The following is a 23,349-nucleotide window of genomic DNA, read 5'->3' on the forward strand; positions in this document are numbered from 1 at the left end:
GACCCGACCCTTTCCTGGGAGGAAACAGGGCGGGAAAGCGGCCTCATCCAGATCAAATCTGAAGCCGCCGTGGAAAGTGAACTAGCGGCCCGAAGCTCGAGGGCAACAGGCCGCTTTCTCTTTTTAGAAGAAGCCAAGCTTCTTCGGGCTGTAGCTGACCAGCATATTCTTTGTCTGCTGGTAATGGTCGAGCATCTTGAGGTGGTTTTCGCGACCGATACCCGACTGCTTGTAACCGCCGAATGCCGCATGGGCCGGATAGGCGTGATAGCAGTTGGTCCAGACGCGACCAGCCTGAATGGCACGACCAAAGCGATAGGCGCGTGTTCCGTCACGCGTCCAGACGCCCGCACCAAGACCGTAAAGCGTATCATTGGCAATCGCGAGCGCTTCGGCATCATCTTTAAAGGTAGTGACCGACACAACAGGACCGAAGATTTCCTCCTGGAAAATCCGCATCTTGTTGGTCCCCTTGAACACGGTAGGCTTGACGTAATAGCCACCGGCAAGATCCCCTGCCAGTTCGTTGCGTGCCCCGCCTGTGAGAACTTCTGCACCTTCCTGCTTGCCGATATCGATATAGCTCAAGATTTTTTCGAGCTGTTCGCCGGAAGCCTGCGCACCAACCATTGTCGACGGATCAAGCGGGTCACCCTGAATGATCGCTTCAACCCGTTTCAAGGCACGCTCCATGAACTTGTCATAGATCTTTTCATGGATCAGTGCGCGGCTCGGACAAGTACAAACTTCACCCTGATTGAACGCAAACATGACAAAGCCCTCGATGGCCTTGTCAAAATAGTCGTCATCGTGGTCAGCAACGTCGGAGAAAAAGATATTTGGCGATTTGCCGCCCAGTTCCAGCGTGACCGGAATAAGGTTCTGGCTGGCATATTGCATGATGAGACGACCGGTCGTCGTTTCACCGGTAAAGGCGATCTTGGCAATGCGCGGGCTTGATGCCAGCGGCTTGCCAGCTTCGAGACCAAAGCCGTTGACCACGTTCAAAACGCCTGCAGGCAGAAGATCGCCAATGACTTCCATCAGAACGAGGATGGAAGCAGGTGTCTGTTCAGCAGGCTTCAGCACCACACAGTTACCCGCCGCAAGGGCTGGTGCAAGCTTCCACACCGCCATCAGCAGCGGAAAATTCCATGGAATAATCTGACCAACCACGCCGAGCGGCTCGTGGAAATGATAGGCAACGGTATCGTGATCGATTTCAGAAATGCCGCCTTCCTGCGCACGGATTGCGCCAGCAAAATAGCGGAAATGGTCGATTGCCAGCGGCAGGTCGGCATTGGTGGTTTCGCGGATCGGCTTGCCATTGTCCCATGTTTCTGCCGCCGCAAGCTTTGGCAAGTTTGCTTCGATCCGATCTGCGATCTTGTTGAGGATTACAGCGCGTTCAGCCGGGCTGGTCTTGCCCCAGGCCTCTTTCGCAGCATGAGCCGCGTCAAGCGCTGCATCGACATCCGCTGCATCGGAACGGGCGACCTCGCAGAGCACCTGACCATTGACCGGCGATGTGTTTTCGAAATAGCGGCCCGACTTGGGTTCCACCCATTTGCCGCCGATAAAATTGCCATAACGTTTGGCAAACTCCGGCTTGGCGGAGCGATGAAATTCAACCTTGTTCATGGTATTCCTCCCGAAATTCAACGCCGCTCCTACGGCGTTTCAGACACAATGTGGCGCGGCTCTTGGGAGGAGTCATCCAGCGCTCGATAATATGCTGCATCAATGTGTCTCAATAATGAGACACATTTGAAAAACTAATTCGGGCGAGTGATTTTAAGGCGATTGAGCTTGCGATGAAGCGTGGCCCGGCTGATGCCGAGAAGTTTGGCAGCAGACGAAACATTGCCTTCAGCGCGTGCTATGGCGCGGAGAATGACGCTTCGTTCAGACTCTGCCATATCCTCACGCGGATCAGCATTCCAGCCAAGAAGATCAGCCGCAGGCAATGCTGTTGCAAGGGAATCATCGGTCAGATCAAGAGAGAGACGAGCCGCGCGGGTCGCGCCGATCACAAGATCATCCTTATCAACCGCAATCAGTGCACCGCCGGTGCGATCAGCACTTGGGGCCAGCACGATGCGCGCATCGGGAAATGCCTGCCGAAAATTTTCAGCCTCAATCCGCCGTGCGGCGTCAATGACAGCAACCGAAATCAATTGCACGAATGCTTCCGTGAGATCACTGCGGCAGGATGAAACATCAAGCGCCGCCATCAGTCTTCCCTGATGGTCATGAATGGGCGCGACGGTGCAGGAAAGCCCGATATTGCGTGTGTGAAAATGCTGGTCACGATGGATGGTCAGAGCACGCTGTTCGGCAAGGCAGGTGCCGATACCATTGGTGCCTTCGACCGCTTCGCTCCAGACGGCACCCGTCCACAATCCCCAGTCGTAGAATGTATCGTCATCGCCGGCAGCACCGCGACGCTCAACAGGCACGCCATCACTGTCTGCCAGAAGTACGCAACATCCGACGCCACCCACCGCCATATAAAGCCGGTCCATGCTGGCTTGAGCAATGCTGATGACACGTTCCATGCGCTGACGTGCCGTGCGTAACTCATGATCAGAAAGCGTTTGAACAGACCCCACTTCTGCAGGATCAAGCCCATAGAGGCGGGAAGACCGTCGCCACGAGGCAACCAGCGCCGAACGCGCTGCGCCGCCTGTATCTATCGCAGATTGAATACGCTCGGCATGAATTCTGTCCTGCGGCACGCCCATGTTTTCCTCCCAGAAAGGCTGGAAACCGCCTATTAGAGCGCATTTCGAAATGATTTCATCAGATCAGCGCTCTAACTCTTTTTACTTCAAGCATAATCTTATCGATCCTCGCTTCATCCGGTCGGATTATGCTCTGGTCGGATAATGACTTTTTATAAGACAGGTTGCAAGCGAAGCGTTACAAGACCCCGGCAGGTTCGACCAAAGTCTCAAGCGCTGCCACTTCCATTGCATTCATGCGAAGGCCAAGCTTGGTACGGCGCCAGAGAATATCTTCTGCCGTATGTGCCCATTCATACTCCATGAGATAACGCACTTCAGCCTCGTAAAGATCGGCACCCAGATGCTGTCCAAGCTCTTCCAAGGATTGTGATTTACCAAGCAACACGCGTGCGCGTGTTCCATAGAGTTTGAAAAGGCGGCGGGCATGGATGGGTGACAAGAATGGATAATCTGCTTTCAGCTTTTCCAGTTCCCGCTCGAAAGCCGTTGCCTCAAAATCACCACCCGGCAGAGACGCAGCATGTGTCCACGGCGCACCTTTCTTGCCAAGATAGTGCTCGATCTTTTCCAGCATATGCTCTGCCAGCCTGCGTGCGGTGGTCAGCTTGCCGCCGAACACATTGATGAGCGGTGCAGCGCCCTGCGGCGCATCATCCTTCAACACGTAATCGCGGGTTGCTTCCTGTGCCTTGCTTGCCCCATCATCATAAAGCGGACGCACGCCCGAATAGGTCCAGACAATATCCTCTCTGCGGACCGGTTCGCGGAAATACTCGCTCGCCGCAGCGCAGAGATATTCGGTTTCCTCGTCGCTGATCGCAACTTTCGCCGGATCGCCTTTGTAATCCTGATCTGTGGTGCCGATCAGCGTGAAATCATCTTCATAAGGAATGGCGAAGATAATGCGGCCGTCATTGTTCTGGAAGAAATAGGAACGCGGATCGGAGAACTTTTTGCGCACCACGATGTGGCTGCCCTGCACCAGACGCACATTGTGCAGCTGCCGATCACCTTCGAAACCTTCCAGCACCTTATCAGCCCAGGGACCGGCTGCATTGACCAACAGACGCGAACGAAATTCTTCGCGCGATCCTGTATCAATGTTTTCGAGCGTTACCGTCCATGCTTCATGATCACGGCGGGCGGAGACAACTTTGGTCCGCGTACGGATCATCGCACCACGATCCGCCGCATCGCGTGCCGTCAACGCTGTAAAGCGCGCATCATCCACCCAGCAATCCGAATATTCGAAAGCCTTGGTGAAAAGCGGCTTCAGCGGTGCACTCGAAGGATCTGTGCGCATATCAAGCGTGCGCGTGGCTGGCAGTTTCTTGCGGCCTCCGAGATGATCGTAAAGGAACAGGCCAAGGCGCAAAAGCCAGGCCGGACGAACACCGCCCTTGTGATAAGGCAACACAAAACGCATCGGGTGGATCAAATGCGGTGCATTGGCCCAGAGCACTTCACGCTCCATCAGCGCTTCGCGCACCAAGCGGAACTCATAATGCTCCAGATAGCGCAGGCCACCATGAATGAGTTTGGTGGCACGCGACGAGGTACCACTGGCAAGATCGTTCATCTCGGCAAGACCGACAGAAAAGCCGCGACCAACCGCGTCGCGTGCAATGCCGCAGCCATTAATGCCGCCACCGATTACGAAAATGTCGAATATTTTATGCTGCGCCATGGTGAACCCTGAAGATCGTCTCCAACCACCAAAACGAATATAATTTATTTAATACGAAAGCAAAACGAAAATGAAACGAAACTACGATTCTTTCTCTTTGGCATTCCGTTCAGGAACAGTTTCAATCAGCGCAACTTCATTTTTGTGGCATAAATCGCGCAGTTGCTGCGATGGACAGCGATCTGTGATGAAGGTGTTCACCTGAGATATATGGCCAAGACGCACAGGAGCGGTGCGTTCCAGCTTGGTCGAGTCGCTCACCAGAATAACGTGGCGCGCATTGGTGATGATTGCCTGTGCAACCTTCACTTCGCGGAAATCGAAGTCGAGCAGAGCACCATCTTCATCCATTGCGGATGCACCAATGATTGCATAATCGACCTTGAACTGCCGGATAAAATCTACGGCTGCCTCACCCACAATACCGCCATCAGATGCACGCACGACACCGCCAGCAATGATGACTTCAATCTCGGGATAGACACGCAGTGTATTGGCTACATTGATATTGTTGGTGATGACCATCAGATTGTTATGGTCGATGAGGGCGTGACTAACGGCTTCGGTCGTCGTGCCGATATTGATGAACAGCGATGCACCGTCGGGGATGATTTCAGCCGCAGCACGTCCGATCAGTTCCTTCTCATGCGCAGCAATCCGTCGGCGCGCCTCATATTCCATATTCTCGACACCAGACGGATAGAGCGCCCCGCCATGGATGCGGCGCAACAAGCGCGCCTTGCATAGGTCGTTGAGATCCTTGCGCACCGTCTGCGGCGTTACATCGAAAGCGATCGCAAGATCATCCACCAGAACCTGCCCCTGTCTGCGGGCGATATCCAGAATTGCATTGTGACGTGGGGTAAGCTGCATTGTGTTCCCGGCAATAGTATTATTCTAATAACAATTTCGTAATTTCTCTGTTTTGCAAGAGAAAGCAACCACTTGATGACAAAACAGGCAGAGGCTGCCTCTTTTGCCACCCGAAAAATCAGCCGATATTATTCGAACGCATTTCCCTTTGTCGTCCATTCATAAACTTTCGCTTACGTCTCGATCAAAGGTAAATATTCTTCATACATAAGATGGATGATAGTCACAAATCCAGATTAACAATAATAAACCGGATAAACTTAATTTAGAAAATTCAATAAAAATACAATATTCAAACTATTAAAATAAAAAATCATACTCCTCCTTGCAAATAAATAGAAAATTCAGCAAATTGAAGGGGTTTGCCATGTCTAAACTGGGTATCGTTTGCTTATCTGGCGCCATTCTTCTTCTTGGAGGAGGCGCATTCGCTCAAACTGTCAACGTCGACAATAACACAAACTCGTCAGCACAGGCCGGAGCAACAGCGATTGCTGTCGGCGGTGGAAATACTTCGCCCAATAAGATCAAGACAACAGTCCCTGCCTTCGCACCCGGGCTTGTTGCAGCAGGTGTCCATTCCTGCGCGGGCTCAACGAGCGTTGGGGTCGGTGCCACCGGTTGGGGTTTTGGCTTCGGCAGCACTTATGAAATGCGAGAGTGCAACAGGCGTGCTTATGCCGCAGCACTGCTCGGCATGGGACAGCGAGGAGCCGCACTTGATCTGATCTGCCTCAACAAAGAAGTTCGCTCTTCTTTGAACGCGACCGGCGTGTTTTGTCCATCACAGGCTGTATCGTATCGTGCCGCAGCCCCGGCACGGCCGGCACGACAAACCTTGTTTATGAGTTCGGCAGAAGAGAGCCAAGCTGTTGCCACTCCAGTCGCAGCGCCACGAACAAGAGCTGCCCAAGCAGTCACGGGGCGCAACCGCACCTATTCGGCAAAAGCATTGGGGCTGAGCGCGAGTGAACTGCGCGCAAAGGGATGCACCCTGCGCAGTTCAGGCAATGGACGAGCATGGCACTGTTCTCGTCCAATCATGTGAGTGCACAAGAAGGGAATAGCACTGGCCCGCTTATCTCGGACCAGTGCTCCCTCAAAGATAGCGACAAATCGATCAAACATCTTGCCGATACAGCCTTTCATTCATGGCGGGTTCAGTCCCTGCAATGAGCGGCGGGGTATATCGTCGATGTACCGACACCTGCAGGTGCGCACATGCATCTGCTCAAATTGGAGGAGTCAAATCATGAAAAAGATCATTTTTGCATCCATAGCACTGATTGCTGCAAGCGCCTTGCCCGCAGCCGCACAAACCATCAACTGGGGTGGCAATTATGGCGGCACGAGCGGCGCCGGCTCTGCTGTTACCGGAGGTTTCGTGTTTGGTGCAGGTTCCACTGCAGCAGGTCAGGCAGCGACAACAGGTTGGGCTACAGGAAACGGTGCTGTCGTTGGTGTCGGCGGGACCGTTGGCCCGTTCGGAGCAAGTGCCGGGATCGGCACTGGTAACTTTTCCTCGGGCGCTGCCGGTCAGTCAGCAGCTATGGCTCAATCCGGCACCGGGTTTCTCGGTGGCAGCTCGGCGGGCACAGCCTATGGCACAACGTCTGGCGGATCATCCGGCAGCATTAGCCTTCGACCCTAAATGGAGCTGGGGCTTAAATCTGCTGTACGAGAACAATCGCCCCCGAGGCACAACGGACGATACAGCCCTCTCTGATGATATCCGCGGGAGATTTATGCATTTTCTCCCGGCAAAGGTAGAATGAGAGCCTACCCTTTTGGATACCCACTCTCATTCGGTAGGGGCAGATGAAAATCTGCCCCTACACATAGGGACGGGTAACAACACTATTGATCAGTAAATCTCTGACCGTACATCTTGTGGAGCTTGCAGACCACTTCGGTTCTGTTCGCGGCACCAATCTTGCGCATAATATTATGAACATGCGCCTTGACAGTGCCCTCGCTCATTCCGAGCTCAAAAGCGATAATTTTATTCGATTTACCAACCCTCATCGCATGGACGACTTCGACTTCACGGATGGTGAGCAACTCTCCAAGCACATCATCATTCAAATGATGCGAGATCGGCCTCATCAAAGTGGAGGCTGGGATATACATACCGCCAGCCAGAGCCAGATGCATTGCTTCAACACAGACCTTTATATCAACGGAAGTTGGAATATACCCCCGCGCACCAATCTCCATGGCACGCGCCACTTGAGCCCATTCTTCACATTCCCCGAGCAAAACAATGGGAATCAAAGGGAGAGCCTTGATCATTGCCTGAATTTCCTCGGCAAAAAACGGATCGGCCAAACGTTTGGAACCAATATGCATCAGGATTACGCTTGCCGACGACAAGGATACGTCTTTATTGACTGAAGCCTGGCCGACAACCGGCAACTTAAGACCGTTCATGATGAGGCCATTATAGAGGCACTCGCGCTCCAGATTGCTTTTGCAGACAAGCAACAAATGACACCCCATCTGCAAAGACAATCTGGCTGTGTAGCCTTCAGCTTTTAAAGCCTCATCTACGCAATTGGCCTCCCCATAAATAAAATTCCCAGGTGTTTCCCATGCATAACGCTCTGCAACTTCGACCATTATTTACTTCCCCTGTTACTCATGTTTATTTTGAAGCAAACCTCTATTGAGGGCCACAAAAACACAACTTTATTGGGATTTTCACTTCGTAATCCGGCAGTTTCAGGCGTGAATATTGCTATCGCCAAATAATCGTGTCATTAATTTATGTTAGTGATTTAAAAAAAATGTGCTCACAATAACAATAACTTCGGGAACGAAAGTTTTAAATTTATAACTTTCGTTGAGCATAGGCAGAAAATGCATAGCGGGAACCAGCATATCACCGCTTTTTTGATCGACGGCTTGGTTAAATTGTTGGAATCAGCTCCAATTCTTGCCAGGCTGGACTCGCACGAAAAAGAGGCCATGCGAACTCTTGCCATTTCCGAGACCAGCTACCCCGCAGATACCATCATCATTGATCAAGGTGCATCAATCCGCAGCATCCATCTTGTTCGCTCAGGCTGGGGATGTGTCTATCGCGATCTTTCCAGCGGCGAGCGCCAGGTCATCGATTTCCCAATGCGATGCGATTTCGTTGGCTTGAGAACGGCTGACGGTTATAGCTACAACACAATCACCACTATCACGCCGATGTCAGTATATGAAATACCGCTGGCGTCGCTTGAGCAGACAATAAAACAAATGCCGCGGCTGGGACTGCTTTTCATCGAAATGCTATCGCGGCAAAGATCAATGCTTATTGAGCATTTAACCAATGTCGGCTGCCGCAGTGCATTTGTTCGAACGGCGCACTTTTTGCTTGAATTGTCCGATCGGGTTAAATCCTGTGGAATGGGCGAGCCGGACTCATTCTACTGCCCTCTCACCCAGTACCAGTTGGCGGATGCGTTGGGTCTTACGCCCATTCATCTCAATCGCATGATCCGAGAACTGCGCGAGGACGGGCTGGTGATGTTCAAAAATTACAAGGTCGAAATTCTCAATCGACGACGACTAGTCGAAATCGCTGAATATGACGGTGCATTTATGCACATGTCAGTTTTCGACAAGTCTATCTGATTATTTTTCTGGAGAAAATGGTCGGAGCGAGAGGATTCGAACCTCCGACCCCCTGATCCCAAATCAGGTGCGCTACCAGGCTGCGCTACGCTCCGTAACCATAAAACCAAGACTCTGTCGTCCCGGTGTGAGCGGCTTATAGCGCCGCTCTTTTGAACCCGCAAGGGGAACATTCTGCTTTTTTTCAGCTATTTTACAGGATCACCTGTTTAGCTGGCTTATCTATACGAAAACAGGCGCTTCCCCCGCCCCGAAAGCCACGAAATCCGGGTTGGCAAAGCCTTTCACGCTTCCGTCAGAACGCATGCCGTAGATCATAGGCTTTCCGTCGAGAGTCGTCGTCATGCCACCAGCTGCACGCAGAACAGCGTCACCAGCCGCCGTATCCCACTCCATCGTCGGGCCGAAGCGTGGGTAAAGATCGGCTTCGCCGCGTGCGATCATGCAGAATTTAAGCGACGATCCGACAGAAACGCATTCGCCGATCTGATTGTTTTTGAGAAATTGTTCGGTCTCGGGTGTGATGTGTGAGCGGCTGCACACCACCACCTTCTCAGGCGGCGCAATGCGAGCGGCAATCGACCGCCTGCTTATGATGTGATGGTCGGCAGATGTCGCCACTTCCTGCGCGCCTTGGCGCCCCCCCACATAAAGCACATTGCGCACCGGGGCATAGACAAGGCCCAGCACCGGCACTCCATCTTCAATAAGCGCGATATTTACCGTGAAATCGCCATTTCGCAGCAGAAACTCGCGCGTACCGTCAAGCGGATCGATCAGAAAAAACTTCCGCCCCAGATGAGCCGGCAGACGGCCTGCTGCGGCTTCTTCTTCCGCCACTACCGGAATGTCCGGTGCGAAAGACGCGAGGGCAGAAAGGATGATCGCTTCTGCTGCCTGATCCGCGTCGGTTACTGGCGACTGATCCTCTTTCGAATGAACAGCACAACCATCGGTGTAATGTTTGATAATGACACTACCAGCCTCAAGGGCTGCATCCTCAAGGATGGCGAGCAAAGCTTTGTCGTCTGGATCGGCTTTAGGGAAGGCTGCTGTTGTCATTTCTCAAATTGACCAGGAATCACTGCCGTAGCTGCCGATAACACCGCGCTCGGCCAGATACTTTTCCACTTCCGCAACCAGTTCGTCAATGTCGCGACCTGCGGTGTGAAGATGCAGCTCCGGCGAAAGCGGTGCTTCGTAGGGCGAGTCTATGCCAGTGAAAGCCTTGATTTCGCCGCGTAGTGCCTGCGCATAAAGCCCCTTCGGGTCACGCGCCATGCATTCTTCAATCGGTGTATCGACGAATATTTCGATGAATTCACCGTCCGGCAGACGCGACCGCACACGGTCCCGCTCGGAACGAAACGGCGAAATGAACGACACCAGCGTAATCAACCCGGCATCGGCCATGAGACCCGCCACCTCGCCAACACGGCGGATATTCTCAGCCCGATCCTCATCGGAGAAGCCAAGATCGTTGTTAAGGCCATGGCGGACATTATCGCCATCCAGCAGATAGGTGTGTTTGCCCAGCGCATGAAGCCGCTGTTCAAGCCGGTTGGCGATAGTGGATTTGCCCGAGGCGGAGAGGCCTGTGAACCAAAGCACAGCCGGTTTCTGGAACTTCTGTGCTGCACGTGCCTGCTTATCGAGATCGAAAGCCTGCAAATGCACATTTGTCGCCTGACGCAAGGCGCTGTCGATCATACCTGCGCCCACCGTTGCGTTGGTGAGGCGATCGATCAGCACGAATGCGCCCGTCACGCGGTTGTCCGAATAGGGATCGAATACAATCTGATCGGCTGTTTGAAGATGGCAGAGACCCACTTCATTGAGGTCGAGCCGTGTCGCTTCTTCCCGCGCAAACGTATTGACGTCGGTGCGGTATTTGATGTCGCTGATCGTCACCGGCGTCTGATCGGTTTCGGTGCGCAGCAGATAGGAGCGCCCCGGCTGCAAAGCTTCTTCGCCAAACCAGACGATATGAGCGCTGAAACGATCTGCCACTTCCGGGCGCGCTTCTGCACCCACCAGTATGTTGCCACGAGAGACTTCGATCTCGTCTTCAAGAACCAGCGTAACCGCCTGCCCTTCGGTGGCACGAGCCAGGTCACCATCATAGGTGACGATGCGTTTAACCTTCGATTGCTTGCCTGACTTTGCAACCACGACGGTATCGCCTTCAGCAATCGATCCAGACGCAACGGTGCCGGAAAAGCCGCGGAAATCGAGATTTGGCCGGTTCACATATTGCACCGGGAAGCGGAACGGCTTGCCAAGCGCATCCGCATCCAGACGCACGGTTTCCAGGTGTTCAAGCAGATACGGCCCTTCATACCAGCCGATACGCGATGAACGACTACTGACATTATCGCCGAAGCGTGCCGAAAGCGGGATTGCCTGTATGCTGGCAAAGCCAAGATCTTTGGCGAAACTCATATAATCAGCAACAATGCGGTCAAATGTGCTTTTCGAAAAATCAACAAGATCGATCTTGTTGACGGCAACAACAATGTGCCGGATGCCCAGAAGCGAAGCGATGAAGCTGTGACGGCGCGTCTGTGTCAATACGCCCTGCCGCGCATCGATGAGCACGACCGCAAGATCGGCCGTTGAAGCGCCCGTCGCCATATTGCGCGTATATTGCGCATGGCCCGGCGTGTCGGCCACGATGAACTTGCGGCGCGGAGTTGAAAAAAAGCGGTAGGCCACATCAATGGTGATACCCTGCTCGCGTTCGGCTTCGAGACCGTCGACCAGCAGCGCGAAGTCAAAATCGTCGTCGGTGGTGCCGAATTTGCGGCTGTCATTTTTCAGCGTCGCCAGCTGATCTTCAAAGATCAGCTTGGTGTCATAGAGGAGCCGCCCGATCAGCGTGGACTTGCCATCATCCACCGAACCGCAAGTGAGAAAGCGGAGCATCGTCTTGCGTTCCTGATCGGCGAGAAAATCGCTTACAGTTGCACTGGTGACAGAGGGCTTCAATATAGCGTTCATCAGAAATAGCCCTCACGCTTCTTCTTTTCCATGGAACCAGCCTCATCGCGATCAATGGCGCGGCCCTGACGCTCGGAGGTGCGGGCGATCAGCATTTCCTCGACAATATCGGAGAGATTGGTGGCGTTTGATTCAATGGCACCGGTCAGCGGATAGCAGCCAAGTGTGCGGAAGCGCACCAGTCGTTCTTCCACCTTTTCACCAGCGCGAAGCGTCATGCGGTCATCATCGACTTTGATCAACATGCCATCGCGCTCGACAACCGGACGGGGAGCTGCAAAATATAGTGGCACAATCGGGATATTTTCCTGCAGGATATACTGCCAGATGTCGAGTTCGGTCCAGTTGGAAAGCGGGAAGACTCGGATCGATTCACCAGCGGAAACACGGGTATTATAGAGCTTCCACATTTCCGGACGCTGGTTCTTCGGGTCCCAGCCGTGTTGCGCATTGCGGAATGAAAAAATGCGCTCCTTGGCGCGCGATTTTTCCTCATCGCGACGCGCACCGCCAAATGCGGCATCAAACTTGTATTTATCAAGCGCTTGCCGGAGGCCAACCGTCTTCATAATATGGGTATGGACGTTCGAGCCGTGCGTGAATGGGCCAACACCATCGCGCACACCATCTTCATTGATATGAACCAGCAACTCAAAGCCCTTTTCGCGGGCCTGTGCATCGCGAAATTCAATCATCTCGCGGAACTTCCAGGTTGTATCCACATGCAGGAAAGGAAATGGCGGAGGAGCCGGATAAAACGCCTTCATCGCCAGATGCAGCATCACGGATGAATCCTTGCCCACCGAATAAAGCATGACCGGATTTTCGAAGGTCGCGGCAACTTCGCGGAAAATATGAATTGCTTCTGCTTCCAGACGCTGCAGATGCGTCAGGTTTTTAGTCAGGGATGCATGATGCACGTCGATAACTCCGGGAGGCCAGCTCAACTGGTTGCGATGACGCGCATTGTCATGAAAGGCAGGGCAAAAGGAAAAGTATACTATCGCGTATTGTGAAGGCGTTAAGCCAAAACGTGCCTGATTTAAGCCCGATGGGGGAAGAAACTTGCGCCAAATCGAAAAGCCGTATTTTCGCTCAAGCCACGGAAAATACTACTAAAATTGTAGAATTAAACTCAAATTGAAGGGGTAAATTGTCCTTCGGTCCAAACCGCCGAAGGCATAGCCACCACTATAGGAGGCCAAAAGTTTGCGCCTTCGCGACGGCCTGCACCTTGTTTACGGCAACGAGCTTGGTGAGAACATTGCTGATATGAAAGTTAACAGTGCGGGTCGAGATACTGAGGATTGCCCCAATAATTTCCGCCGTCTTGCCTTCGCTTGTCCAGCGCAGAATTTCGCGTTCCCGTGCCGTCAGGTTAACTTCAGACACACAGTTGATTCTTGGAACATCAAGATGTTCGTACATAGCGAGGTGCAAAAGATTGGCCACAATCTGCATCTGGCGGCGCAGCATCGATATTTCACCTTCTGAAAGAGTGGGCTTCTCTCGCAGAAATGTAAGAATCCCAAAAACGCCTTGTGCTGCCCAGCAGGGCTGCGAAATGCCGACGCGAAGCCCGAATTCCTGTGCATCCCCCCATATTTGCGGTGTCTCGGCAAAAAGCCTTTGCGACCATATTAGCGGTTCGATACTGTTTATTCCCTTGCGCACAACGGGATCAATTTCGACATATTTTTTGGCAGCATATTGTTTTTGCCAGGCAGCGGGCGTTGTCTCAAAGCGAATCCAGCGCGAAACACTATCCAGTGATGGCACGCACATAGCGTAAGACACATACGCAAAGCCCAGCTTCGTCGCATAAGACTTGATCTGTTCGAACAGTATCTCTGCATTATCGGATGATTGAAGCGTATCGTAAAAATCTTCCCATTTCATAGCTGGAATCCTAAATATTGTTTCGATGAACCAGATATTTCGATTAGAGCGCATTTTGATCTAATTGGATCAGCGCTCTAATCATCTGATTTAAGACGCATCTTTGTCCGAAAGCCGTTTCACGCCTTTCGGGATGCACTCAAATTTTGGTCAAACAGGTACAACATTGGCCGTATGAAACGACCAGACAAACAAACAGAAATTTTTAGGATTCTATGGCGCCGGAACCCGAGTGTTTTGTTTAAAGACCACCAAACCGTGAGCCACCTGTATTATATAACATATGTTTCACGGACCATCTACACTTAATAATTATATCATACTTCTATAATAACATAAAACACATATTTATGACAGGTATTATCTAAATTTAGTAATTACAAATAAGGACCTGCAGAGCAGATCCTTATTTAATATATTATTTATATTTACTTATGCAGCAGCTTCAACCGGCTCCGGCGTCTGACCGGGAATGTAATTGAGGATCGGCCCAAGCCAGCGCTCCACCTCCTCAACGCTCATGCCCTTGCGGTGCGCGTAATCTTCGACCTGATCACGCTCAACCTTCGCAACGCCGAAGTAATAACTTTCCGGGTGGCCGATATAAAGGCCCGACACCGACGAACCCGGCCACATGGAATAGCTTTCTGTGAGTTCGACGCCGGTTTGCGCTGTTGCATCCAGCAGCTCGAACAAGGTCTTCTTTTCGGTGTGGTCAGGCTGCGCCGGATAGCCCGGCGCTGGACGAATGCCCGCATAACGTTCGTGGATCAGATCATCATTCGACAGATCTTCACCCGGCGCATAGCCCCAGAACTCGTTGCGAACGCGCTGATGCATCAGTTCGGCGAAGGCTTCAGCGAAGCGGTCAGCCAGTGCCTTCACGAGAATGGACGAGTAATCGTCATTGGCCCGCTCGAAACGTTCGGCAATTGCCACTTCCTCAATACCCGCCGTGACGACGAAGCCACCGACATAATCCTGCTTGCCGCTATCGGCTGGTGCCACGAAATCGGACATGGCGACATTCGGGCGGCCATCACGCTTCGACAATTGCTGGCGCAGCGTGAAGAAGGTTGCGAGTTCTTCCTTGCGGCTTTCATCGGTAAAGAGACGGATATCATCACCCACCGTATTGGCAGGCCAGAAACCGATTATGCCACGCGGCGCAAACCACTTCTCGTCAATGATCTTTGCGAGCATAGCCTGCGCATCCGCCCAAAGCTGACGCGCCGCCTCACCCTGCTTTTCATCTTCGAGAATCGCCGGATAGCGTCCCTTCATCTCCCATGTCTGGAAGAATGGCGTCCAGTCGATATAACGCGCAATCTCTGCGAGATCGTAGTTCTCGAATGTTCTGGTGCCAAGGAAGGTCGGCTTCGGCGGCGTGTAGTTGTCCCAGTCGAGCTTGTGGGCGTTTTCGCGTGCGCGAGCCAGCGGCAGACGCTTCTTTTCCGCCTCATTGCGCGCGTGGGCCGCCGCAACCTTGGCATATTCCTCACGAATACCCGCAACATAATCCGCCTTGTTTTCAGGTGAAAGCAGATTGGAAACAACGCCCACCGCACGGCTGGCATCAATCACATAGACCGCCTGCCCTTGCTCGTAACGCGGATGGATTTTTACCGCAGTATGCACCCGGCTGGTTGTCGCCCCGCCGATAAGCAGCGGCACGTTGAAGCCTTCGCGCTCCATTTCAGCCGCCACATGAACCATCTCATCGAGCGACGGGGTGATGAGGCCGGAGAGGCCGATAACATCGACATTTTCAGCGCGAGCCGTATCGAGAATTTTCTGCGTCGGCACCATCACGCCAAGATCGATGATCTCGTAATTGTTGCAGGCGAGAACCACACCGACAATGTTCTTGCCAATGTCGTGCACGTCGCCCTTCACAGTTGCCATCAGCACCTTACCGGCGCTCTGGCGACCTTCGCCACCGTTCTGACGCTTTTCTTCTTCCATATAAGGCAGAAGAACAGCCACAGCCTGCTTCATCACACGCGCAGATTTGACCACCTGCGGCAGGAACATCTTGCCCGAGCCAAACAGATCGCCAACCACATTCATCCCAGCCATCAGCGGGCCTTCGATGACGTGCAACGGACGCGCAGCCGCTTGACGGGCTTCTTCCGTATCGGCTTCGATATATTCGGTAATGCCGTTGACCAGCGCATGTTCAAGACGTTTCTCAACCGGCCATTCGCGCCAGCTCAAATCCTGAGCCTTGGCCTCCTTGGTGCCACTGTCACGAAAACGCTCGGCGATTTCAAGCAACCGCTCGGTCGCATCATCGCGACGGTTCAGCACCACATCTTCGCAGGCTTCGCGCAGTTCTGGGTCAATCGTGTCATAAACCGCGAGCTGCCCGGCATTGACGATGCCCATATCCATGCCGACCTGAATGGCATGATAGAGGAACACGGCGTGCATTGCTTCGCGCACCGGCTCATTGCCGCGGAACGAGAAAGACAGGTTTGATACCCCGCCCGAAATATGAACGTGCGGCAGTGTTTCGGTGATCTTGCGCGTGGCTTCGATGAAATCGACGCCGTAATTATTATGCTCGTCAATGCCGGTTGCGACCGCAAAAACGTTCGGATCGAAGATGATGTCTTCCGGCGGGAAGCCAACCTGCTCGGTCAGGATCTTGTAAGCGCGGGTACAGATTTCGACCTTGCGCTCTTCCGTGTCGGCCTGTCCGGTTTCGTCAAATGCCATGATGACAACCGCCGCACCGTAAGCGCGCACCAGACGCGCATGATGCAGGAAGGCTTCTTCGCCTTCCTTCAGAGAGATCGAGTTGACAATCGGCTTGCCCTGCACACATTTCAGGCCAGCTTCGATCACGTCCCACTTGGAGCTGTCGATCATTACCGGAACGCGCGCGATATCCGGCTCTGCCGCGATCAGGTTGAGATATTCAACCATGATCTTCTGGCTGTCGATCAGACCTTCATCCATGTTGATGTCGATGATCTGCGCGCCGTTTTCCACCTGATCACGCGCCACATCAAGCGCTGTCGAATAATCGCCGGCCTTGATCAGCTTACGGAAACGGGCAGAGCCTGTAACGTTGGTACGCTCGCCGACATTGACGAAAGGAATATCCTTGGTCAGCGTGAAAGGCTCAAGGCCCGACAGACGCATCAGCGGCGGCACCTTTACCGGCTTGCGCGGTGGATGCTTGGCAACAGCAGCGGCTATTGCACGGATATGTTCCGGCGTCGAACCACAGCAGCCACCCACCACATTGACGAGGCCTTCACGGGCGAAGTCCTCGATTTGCGCGGCCATGGCTTCCGGGCTTTCGTCATACTGGCCGAACTCGTTTGGCAGGCCAGCATTCGGATAGGCGCAGACAAATGTATCGGCAATGCCAGCGATTTCCGCGAGATGTTCGCGCATTGCATTGGCACCGAGCGCGCAATTAAGCCCGATGGTGAAAGGCTTGGCATGGCGCAGCGAATACCAGAACGCCGTGGGCGTCTGACCGGAAAGCGTACGGCCCGAAAGGTCGGTGATCGTGCCGGAAATCATCACCGGCAGATGCACGCCCTTCTCAATGAACACTTCTTCGGCCGCAAAGACAGCGGCCTTGGCGTTCAGCGTATCGAAGATCGTTTCAATGAGAATAATGTCGGATCCACCATCGATCAGCCCACGGATCTGGTCGGCATAGGCAACGCGCAGATCATCGAAGGTGACGGCACGATAACCGGGATTGTTGACATCCGGCGACAGCGAAGCGGTACGGTTTGTTGGTCCGAGTGCACCTGCAACAAAGCGACGGCGACCATCTTTCTGCTGCGCACGGATTGCCGCGCGGCGGGCCAGGCGCGCGCCATCACGGTTCAGCTCATAGACCGCATCTTCCATGCCGTAATCGGCCTGCGCGATGGTGGTCGAAGAGAATGTGTTGGTTTCGAGAATATCAGCGCCAGCGATTGCATAGGCATAGTGAATTTCTTCAATCGCCTTTGGCTGAGTGAGCGTCAGCAAGTCGTTGTTGCCCTGAAGCTGGCAATCGCACGCACCGAAACGCTCGCCGCGAAAATGCTCTTCGTGAAAGCCCAAGCCCTGAATCTGCGTACCCATGGCCCCGTCGAGAATCAGAATGCGCTCACTTGCGGCTTTGGTGAGTGCTGCGAGCACTTCCGAACCGTCTGGCTTGGCTGCCGTTGAACCAAAAAGATTATCGAGGGAAGACGTCATAGGGGATTACCGCCTGTATTATAGAGCATTTCCAGCTTATTTTAGGTCGTTAGAAATGCTCTATCTATTTGTTCAACGCACATCTTGTTCCGAAAACCGTTTTACACTTTTCGGGATGCACTCCAATACGCTTCATCGCTGCAGCACCGCCCGAAATCCGCAAAAGATTTTCTAAAAACGCGATGCGCAGATTGCTTTATTGAGCGTACGGCGATCGCTCTCCGCGAACGCGTAGCGCACAAGAGCCGTTTAATGACATAAACATATCTTTATGTCAATTCTGATGAAGCATTGCCGATTGTTGCTCACGCCTTCACCGAACTGTTGCCAGCTTGAAGAAAAAGTGAGTTTTGTGAGCCACCTACCCGCCACAATGCAGGATCAAAATCACTTCAGGGACGTTGATAAGAAAGCCACTATATTAGGGAGACCCCGATGAAGAGATTTGCATCTTCCTTTTTCGCAGCGTGTCTATCGCTAGGCATAGGCGTGCCTGCCTTCACCGCAGGCGCAAATGCTGCCCAACCAACAACACTTATCGCCCCAGCTGTCAGCCCAGGTGCACAGGCTCCGGTCGAGAATGTTCAATATTACGATTATCGTGGAGAGCGCCGTGGATGGCGTGACCATCACCCGCATTATCGGGATGGATACAGGCCGCATTACCGGAATTGGGGACCTCCACCGCCACGCTACCGTCATCACCCACCGCGCTATCGCCCGGCACCAGTCTATCGCGGCGGCGGCAATGCGCATGTGCGCTGGTGCTATAATCGCTATCGGTCATATCGGGCTTATGACAATACATTCCAGCCCAATTATGGCCCGCGCCGCCAGTGCTATTCACCTTATATTTAAACAAAAAAGCCCCGGTAATCCGGGGCTTTTGCATAAGTATATGCCACGAAAATCAGGTTACGAAAGCACCGATCGAAGCTGCGACCAGACCGATGGCTACAGCGATCATCACACCATAGACGCGAGGCTTGTCGAAAAGCACGGCAAAAGCAGAAAACCAGCCAACCACCGCCGCACCCAGTGCGAAAAGAAAACCGGGTTTGTCACCATGGTAAAGATTGGCCGCCATCAGTGCACCGACGATCAGCGCACCAAAAACGATCATCAGCCCTGTGGCATAGCGTTCGTAATCGTCCATCTAAATTTCCTCGTTCCGATCACATCAAACACGCACCGGAAGATATCTTTCAATCATTTGGCCATTTGAAGACATGACTGTTGGTCGCGCTCATGGCGGTTGTTTCCACACAATCACTATTTGCTGCGTTCTTCAACCATTTCGCAACACCATCCGCAGCAATTGTTGCGAATTATGCTATATTACTCCTCATGGATTCGACCGGTATCAACATATTCGACACGCCTATCGGCCAGTGTGGCATCGCCTGGCAAGGCGGCAAAATTATCGGCGTCGAGATTGGCGATGCTGATGAGAAAGAAACGCGTTATCGGCTTCAGTCACGCTTTTCGGACACAGGAGCATCGACCCCACCCACCTATGTCAGTGAAGCGATAGACAAGGTTTGCCTACTGCTTGAGGGCGGAAGTCCTGATTTCTTGCAAACGCCGCTGGCGCTTGATGAGGTGCCGGAACTCCACCGAAAAGTCTATGAAATCCTTCTCGAGCTGAAGGCGGGTGAGACCATCACCTATGGCGCAATCGCACGCAGGCTTGGAGATGTCACTCTTTCGCAGGCAGTGGGCTATGCGCTTGGCAAAAATCCATTTCCGATCATTGTCCCCTGCCATCGGGTTTTAGGCTCGAATGGCAAGGTAGGCGGTTTTTCGGCTGCGGGAGGCACAGCAACCAAGCTGCGTTTGCTCAACATCGAACGTGCCAGAACATCATCTGAGCCGGATTTATTCGGTGGCCTGCCATTGCAGGCCGCTCCATTGGACTGAATAATCAGCCTTTGTTGGTTACGACATCGGCAGAAAAACGCAGTTCACGCATCGGGCGAACATATTGGGTAGCCGCATCGTATGTCGGATGGTTTTTATAAGCGAAAAGCGCTTCTTCATCCTTGAACTCGGCATAGACAACGAGATCAATCGCGTTGCCCATCGGATCGACCTTGGAATTCGGCAGAACCTCAAACACATCGGAATAAGGAATGGTACCCAGCTGCTCTAGGCCCTTGCGGACGACATCAATATCCTGATCTGGCTTGACGCTGAAGAAAACAATGTGGCGGATCACGTCTCGTCTCCAAAAATCGATGCGGCGTATCTACCCCATCTAGTCGACAAGCAAAACCACAAAACGCTTATGCCTGCGATTTAACGCGCCGCCAGGCGAATCCACCCTCCTGCGGCACCGAACCGCGACCGGGCTGATAATAGCCGGGCGTATCGACAAGTCGCTGCTCACCAAGGCGGCTTTGCGCCACCTTGTTGGTAACCTGAAGGCTGTCAAAACCGGTGCGCAGCATAAGTGCTGCCTGATCGATCAACACGTCGCCCGTTGCACGCAATTCACCCGCAAAACCTGCGCGACGCAGTATTTCTGCCTTTGAATAGGAACGCCCATCGTTGAAGGCTGGAAATTGCAGGGCAATCACCGGCAAGCCTGCGAGATGATCAAGCAATGGCTCAATCTTCTCACCCGAGGCCACAGACACACCGATGCGACGATTGGAAGAACGACGCAGTTCTGCATCAATCCCAAGCCAGACGGCGAGAGGAATGATAATTGCCGGCGCATCGCCTGCACTTTCCAGATCATCGGCAAAAATATATTCATCTTCTCGAAAGCCTTGCTCAGACCAGAGCTTCGTTTCAGGTGTTGTCTCACTCATTTCTGGTCCAAAGCTCCTAGATTACTTTCTTTCACGCGCATCTTACCCGAAAGCCGCTACACAGTTTTCGGGATGCGCTTTAGGCTATCAGCAAGGCCGGACAAATGGATGCCGCATTCGGTCTTTTCCGATCCTGCCCAACGTCCGGCACGCTGATCCTCATCATCGCTGACCGGACGCGTGCAGGGCATACAGCCGATTGACCGGTATCCCTGCTCTGTCAGTGGATGCACAGGAAGATCATGTGTTTTCGCATAGGAGCGCAAATCGTCCGCACTCATATGGGCAAGCGGGTTGATGCGAATACGCGGGCCAACTGATTCAAAAACCGGCAAAGCATTGCGGGTCGAGGCCTGAAACTGCTTCCGGCCCGTCATCCATGCACGATAGGGGGCGACCGCGCGCGCCATCGGTTCCACCTTGCGAATGAAGCAACAGCGGTCCTTATCGGTCATAGACAAAGCGCCGAACGGATCATCGGCTTTCACGTTTTCCTCAAGCGGCAGAATATCCTGCACATCGAGAAGACCCAGTCGATCCACGAGATCATGCCGATAGTCGAGCGTTGCGCGGAAATGCTTGCCGGTATCGAGAAACAGAACCGGCGTTGCCGGATCGATCTCAGAAATCATGTGCAGCAGCACAGCCGATTCAGCGCCAAACGATGAAACGACAGCGATGCGCCCATCAAAGAGTTCGCGCGTGCTCAGCGCAATCACCTCCTGCGGGGTGGAAGCGCCATGACTTCCCTCGAGCAGACGCGCTTGCGCCTCAACCCTCTGGTCTTCACTTAGATCGGAAGTGAGATCAGCTTCAGGCCGCACGGCTCACTTCTCCATAAAGCGCGCGTTTGAACGGCTCCATGCCGACCCTTCGATAGGCAGCAAGGAAAGTCTCTTCGTTGTTTTCGCGCAGACCGAGATAGGTATCGACAACGGTTTCAATGGCATCGACTACTTCTTCGGATGAAAATCCGCGTCCGGTAATGTCGCCAATCGACGTATGCTCATCGCCGGAGCCGCCAAGCGTGATCTGATAGAGTTCCTCACCCTTCTTCTCAACGCCAAGAATACCGATATGGCCGACATGATGATGGCCGCAGGCATTGATGCAACCGGAAATCTTGATCTTGAGATCACCAATTTCAAGCTGGCGCTGCTGGTCGCCAAAGCGTTCTGAAATGCGTTGCGCAACCGGGATCGACCGCGCATTGGCAAGCGCGCAATAATCGAGGCCCGGGCACGCAATGATATCGGTAATCAGACCGGCATTTGCCGTCACCAGACCATCCGATTGCAACAGATCATAAACCGCCGGAAGATCGGCCTTGGCCACATGCGGCAGAACCAGATTCTGCTCATGGCTGACGCGGATTTCATCGAAAGAATAAGTCTCGGCGATATCTGCCACCAGTTCCATCTGCTCCGCGCTAGCGTCGCCCGGAATCCCGCCGATGGGTTTTAGCGAAATCGTGACAACGGCATAATCCGGGTTCTTGTGTGGCGTAACATTGCGCTTGGTCCATGCCGCAAAATCAGCGTCGGATTTTTGCGTTACAGCCAAAATTTCCCAGCCTTCGGGACGCTGCGGCAGATCCGGCATCCGGAAATAGCTTTCGATAGCATCGATATCGCGCTGCGGCAGTTTCAGATCACCGTAACGGATCTGTTCCCACTCGGCATCAATTTCTTTCACCAGCGCGTCCACACCGGTTTCATGCACGAGGATCTTGATGCGCGCCTTATATTTGTTATCGCGACGTCCATAGAGATTATAGACGCGGACGATAGCTGTCACATAGGTCAGCATATCTTCGACAGGCAGAAAATCGCGGATTTTCTTGGCAACCATCGGCGTGCGCCCCTGCCCGCCGCCAATATAGACGGCAAGGCCGAGTTCACCCGCTTCATTCTTCTTAAGCTGCAAACCGATGTCATGCACCTGAATGGCCGCACGATCATGCTCGGAGCCGACAATCGCAATCTTGAACTTGCGCGGCAGATAGGAAAATTCCGGATGCAGCGACGACCACTGACGCAGAATTTCTGCAAAGGGGCGAGGATCGGCAACTTCGTCGGCGGCAGCACCCGCAAAATGATCAGCGGTCACATTACGAATGCAATTGCCGGAAGTCTGGATTGCGTGCATTTCGACTTCGGCGAGCTCTTCGAGAATTTGCGGCACATCTTTCAGCGCTGGCCAGTTGTATTGAATGTTCTGACGCGTCGTGAAATGGGCAAAACCCCGATCATAATCACGCGCAATGGAGCCAAGCTTGCGCAACTGGCGGCTCGACAATGTGCCGTAGGGGATCGCAACACGCAGCATATAGGCATGTAATTGCAGATAGAGACCGTTCATCAACCGCAGCGGCTTGAACTGGTCTTCCGTCAATTCGCCAGCAAGGCGACGCCCAACCTGATCCTTGAACTGTGCAACGCGGGCCGCAACAAAATCGCGGTCAAATTCATCATAACGATACATATTT

At 53.2% G+C, this 23,349-nt stretch carries 20 protein-coding genes and 1 tRNA gene; 5 read left to right on the forward strand and 16 right to left on the reverse strand.

All coding sequences use genetic code 11. The features are described 5' to 3' along the window. Positions 1-123: 123 nt before the first annotated feature. From adh to H5024_RS00200, 4 genes are all read right to left on the reverse strand, one after another. Positions 124-1,641: an aldehyde dehydrogenase gene (gene adh, locus H5024_RS00185; RefSeq protein ID WP_187543432.1), complete on the reverse strand. Its 1,518-nt coding sequence runs from the start codon at positions 1,639-1,641 to the stop codon at positions 124-126. Positions 1,642-1,775: 134 nt separating this feature from the next. Further along, entirely contained in the window at positions 1,776-2,744 is a 969-nt protein-coding gene (locus H5024_RS00190) for a GAF domain-containing protein (protein ID WP_187543433.1), read from the reverse strand. 178 nt (positions 2,745-2,922) lie between these two features. Next, positions 2,923-4,434 (reverse strand): glycerol-3-phosphate dehydrogenase, encoded by a 1,512-nt coding sequence (glpD, locus tag H5024_RS00195; RefSeq protein WP_187543434.1) that lies wholly within the window; start codon positions 4,432-4,434, stop codon positions 2,923-2,925. An 81-nt stretch (positions 4,435-4,515) separates the two neighbouring features. Further along, the gene (locus H5024_RS00200; protein ID WP_187543435.1) at positions 4,516-5,307 is read right to left on the reverse strand and encodes a DeoR/GlpR family DNA-binding transcription regulator; all 792 of its coding nucleotides are present in this window, start codon (positions 5,305-5,307) and stop codon (positions 4,516-4,518) included. A 367-nt stretch (positions 5,308-5,674) separates the two neighbouring features. On the opposite strand from H5024_RS00200, the gene H5024_RS00205 reads away from it, so the two are divergent. Together H5024_RS00205 and H5024_RS00210 are read left to right on the forward strand one after the other, a co-directional pair. Further along, entirely contained in the window at positions 5,675-6,355 is a 681-nt protein-coding gene (locus H5024_RS00205; RefSeq protein ID WP_187543436.1) for a hypothetical protein, read from the forward strand. Positions 6,356-6,559: 204 nt separating this feature from the next. Next, positions 6,560-6,958 (forward strand): hypothetical protein, encoded by a 399-nt coding sequence (locus H5024_RS00210; RefSeq protein WP_187543437.1) that lies wholly within the window; start codon positions 6,560-6,562, stop codon positions 6,956-6,958. 206 nt (positions 6,959-7,164) lie between these two features. Here H5024_RS00210 and H5024_RS00215 read toward each other — a convergent pair whose 3' ends face one another. After that, positions 7,165-7,806 (reverse strand): response regulator transcription factor, encoded by a 642-nt coding sequence (locus tag H5024_RS00215; RefSeq protein WP_187546459.1) that lies wholly within the window; start codon positions 7,804-7,806, stop codon positions 7,165-7,167. A gap of 360 nt (positions 7,807-8,166) precedes the next feature. On the opposite strand from H5024_RS00215, the gene H5024_RS00220 reads away from it, so the two are divergent. Next, positions 8,167-8,931, forward strand: coding sequence for a Crp/Fnr family transcriptional regulator (locus tag H5024_RS00220; protein ID WP_187543438.1), 765 nt, complete (start codon positions 8,167-8,169; stop codon positions 8,929-8,931). A gap of 18 nt (positions 8,932-8,949) precedes the next feature. Here H5024_RS00220 and H5024_RS00225 read toward each other — a convergent pair. The 6 genes from H5024_RS00225 to metH all read right to left on the reverse strand — a co-directional run bounded on the left by H5024_RS00225 (position 8,950) and on the right by metH (position 18,045). Continuing rightward, positions 8,950-9,026: transfer RNA gene (locus H5024_RS00225), tRNA-Pro, on the reverse strand. A 127-nt stretch (positions 9,027-9,153) separates the two neighbouring features. Next, positions 9,154-9,993: a 3'(2'),5'-bisphosphate nucleotidase CysQ gene (cysQ, locus tag H5024_RS00230; RefSeq protein ID WP_187543439.1), complete on the reverse strand. Its 840-nt coding sequence runs from the start codon at positions 9,991-9,993 to the stop codon at positions 9,154-9,156. A gap of 3 nt (positions 9,994-9,996) precedes the next feature. Next, positions 9,997-11,931, reverse strand: a complete 1,935-nt coding sequence (gene cysN, locus H5024_RS00235) for a sulfate adenylyltransferase subunit CysN (protein ID WP_187543440.1) — start codon at positions 11,929-11,931, stop codon at positions 9,997-9,999. Beyond that, complete coding sequence (cysD, locus tag H5024_RS00240; RefSeq protein ID WP_187543441.1) at positions 11,931-12,851, reverse strand: sulfate adenylyltransferase subunit CysD; 921 nt, start codon at positions 12,849-12,851, stop codon at positions 11,931-11,933. The genes cysN and cysD overlap by 1 nt, the downstream gene beginning before the upstream one ends. 271 nt (positions 12,852-13,122) lie before the next feature. After that, entirely contained in the window at positions 13,123-13,830 is a 708-nt protein-coding gene (locus H5024_RS00245; RefSeq protein ID WP_187543442.1) for a LuxR family transcriptional regulator, read from the reverse strand. Between the two features lie 432 nt (positions 13,831-14,262). Continuing rightward, a complete protein-coding gene (gene metH, locus H5024_RS00250; RefSeq protein ID WP_187543443.1) occupies positions 14,263-18,045 on the reverse strand; it encodes a methionine synthase in 3,783 nt (1,260 codons plus the stop codon). Positions 18,046-18,480: 435 nt separating this feature from the next. Here metH and H5024_RS00255 point away from each other — a divergent pair, with 435 nt between their 5' ends. Next, positions 18,481-18,903 (forward strand): BA14K family protein, encoded by a 423-nt coding sequence (locus H5024_RS00255; RefSeq protein WP_187543444.1) that lies wholly within the window; start codon positions 18,481-18,483, stop codon positions 18,901-18,903. Positions 18,904-18,955: 52 nt separating this feature from the next. Here the strand turns inward: H5024_RS00255 and H5024_RS00260 are convergent, their stop codons facing one another. Continuing rightward, positions 18,956-19,201 (reverse strand): hypothetical protein, encoded by a 246-nt coding sequence (locus H5024_RS00260; protein ID WP_007873334.1) that lies wholly within the window; start codon positions 19,199-19,201, stop codon positions 18,956-18,958. 191 nt (positions 19,202-19,392) lie between these two features. On the opposite strand from H5024_RS00260, the gene H5024_RS00265 reads away from it, so the two are divergent. Further along, a complete protein-coding gene (locus tag H5024_RS00265) occupies positions 19,393-19,965 on the forward strand; it encodes a methylated-DNA--[protein]-cysteine S-methyltransferase (protein WP_187546461.1) in 573 nt (190 codons plus the stop codon). Positions 19,966-19,969: 4 nt separating this feature from the next. Here H5024_RS00265 and H5024_RS00270 read toward each other — a convergent pair whose 3' ends face one another. The 4 genes from H5024_RS00270 to H5024_RS00285 form a co-directional block, all read right to left on the reverse strand. Continuing rightward, positions 19,970-20,263 (reverse strand): Dabb family protein, encoded by a 294-nt coding sequence (locus H5024_RS00270; RefSeq protein WP_187543445.1) that lies wholly within the window; start codon positions 20,261-20,263, stop codon positions 19,970-19,972. Positions 20,264-20,330: 67 nt separating this feature from the next. After that, positions 20,331-20,861 (reverse strand): DUF934 domain-containing protein, encoded by a 531-nt coding sequence (locus H5024_RS00275; protein WP_187543446.1) that lies wholly within the window; start codon positions 20,859-20,861, stop codon positions 20,331-20,333. A gap of 56 nt (positions 20,862-20,917) precedes the next feature. After that, positions 20,918-21,685, reverse strand: coding sequence for a phosphoadenylyl-sulfate reductase (locus tag H5024_RS00280; protein WP_187543447.1), 768 nt, complete (start codon positions 21,683-21,685; stop codon positions 20,918-20,920). After that, entirely contained in the window at positions 21,675-23,345 is a 1,671-nt protein-coding gene (locus tag H5024_RS00285; protein ID WP_187543448.1) for a nitrite/sulfite reductase, read from the reverse strand. The genes H5024_RS00280 and H5024_RS00285 overlap by 11 nt, the downstream gene beginning before the upstream one ends. Positions 23,346-23,349: the final 4 nt, after the last annotated feature.

Origin of the sequence: Ochrobactrum sp. Marseille-Q0166 (genome assembly GCF_014397025.1) — a bacterium.
GTDB lineage: Bacteria > Pseudomonadota > Alphaproteobacteria > Rhizobiales > Rhizobiaceae > Brucella.

What these genes read in the sequence shown, in the direction of transcription:
- adh (WP_187543432.1), bottom strand. Translation starts at nt 1,641, where the DNA reads ATGAACAAGGTTGAATTTCATCGCTCCGCCAAGCCGGAGTTTGCCAAA.
- H5024_RS00190 (WP_187543433.1), bottom strand. Translation starts at nt 2,744, where the DNA reads ATGGGCGTGCCGCAGGACAGAATTCATGCCGAGCGTATTCAATCTGCG.
- glpD (WP_187543434.1), bottom strand. Translation starts at nt 4,434, where the DNA reads ATGGCGCAGCATAAAATATTCGACATTTTCGTAATCGGTGGCGGCATT.
- H5024_RS00200 (WP_187543435.1), bottom strand. Translation starts at nt 5,307, where the DNA reads ATGCAGCTTACCCCACGTCACAATGCAATTCTGGATATCGCCCGCAGA.
- H5024_RS00205 (WP_187543436.1), top strand. Translation starts at nt 5,675, where the DNA reads ATGTCTAAACTGGGTATCGTTTGCTTATCTGGCGCCATTCTTCTTCTT.
- H5024_RS00210 (WP_187543437.1), top strand. Translation starts at nt 6,560, where the DNA reads ATGAAAAAGATCATTTTTGCATCCATAGCACTGATTGCTGCAAGCGCC.
- H5024_RS00215 (WP_187546459.1), bottom strand. Translation starts at nt 7,806, where the DNA reads ATGGGGTGTCATTTGTTGCTTGTCTGCAAAAGCAATCTGGAGCGCGAG.
- H5024_RS00220 (WP_187543438.1), top strand. Translation starts at nt 8,167, where the DNA reads ATGCATAGCGGGAACCAGCATATCACCGCTTTTTTGATCGACGGCTTG.
- cysQ (WP_187543439.1), bottom strand. Translation starts at nt 9,993, where the DNA reads ATGACAACAGCAGCCTTCCCTAAAGCCGATCCAGACGACAAAGCTTTG.
- cysN (WP_187543440.1), bottom strand. Translation starts at nt 11,931, where the DNA reads ATGAACGCTATATTGAAGCCCTCTGTCACCAGTGCAACTGTAAGCGAT.
- H5024_RS00245 (WP_187543442.1), bottom strand. Translation starts at nt 13,830, where the DNA reads ATGAAATGGGAAGATTTTTACGATACGCTTCAATCATCCGATAATGCA.
- metH (WP_187543443.1), bottom strand. Translation starts at nt 18,045, where the DNA reads ATGACGTCTTCCCTCGATAATCTTTTTGGTTCAACGGCAGCCAAGCCA.
- H5024_RS00255 (WP_187543444.1), top strand. Translation starts at nt 18,481, where the DNA reads ATGAAGAGATTTGCATCTTCCTTTTTCGCAGCGTGTCTATCGCTAGGC.
- H5024_RS00260 (WP_007873334.1), bottom strand. Translation starts at nt 19,201, where the DNA reads ATGGACGATTACGAACGCTATGCCACAGGGCTGATGATCGTTTTTGGT.
- H5024_RS00265 (WP_187546461.1), top strand. Translation starts at nt 19,393, where the DNA reads ATGGATTCGACCGGTATCAACATATTCGACACGCCTATCGGCCAGTGT.
- H5024_RS00275 (WP_187543446.1), bottom strand. Translation starts at nt 20,861, where the DNA reads ATGAGTGAGACAACACCTGAAACGAAGCTCTGGTCTGAGCAAGGCTTT.
- H5024_RS00285 (WP_187543448.1), bottom strand. Translation starts at nt 23,345, where the DNA reads ATGTATCGTTATGATGAATTTGACCGCGATTTTGTTGCGGCCCGCGTT.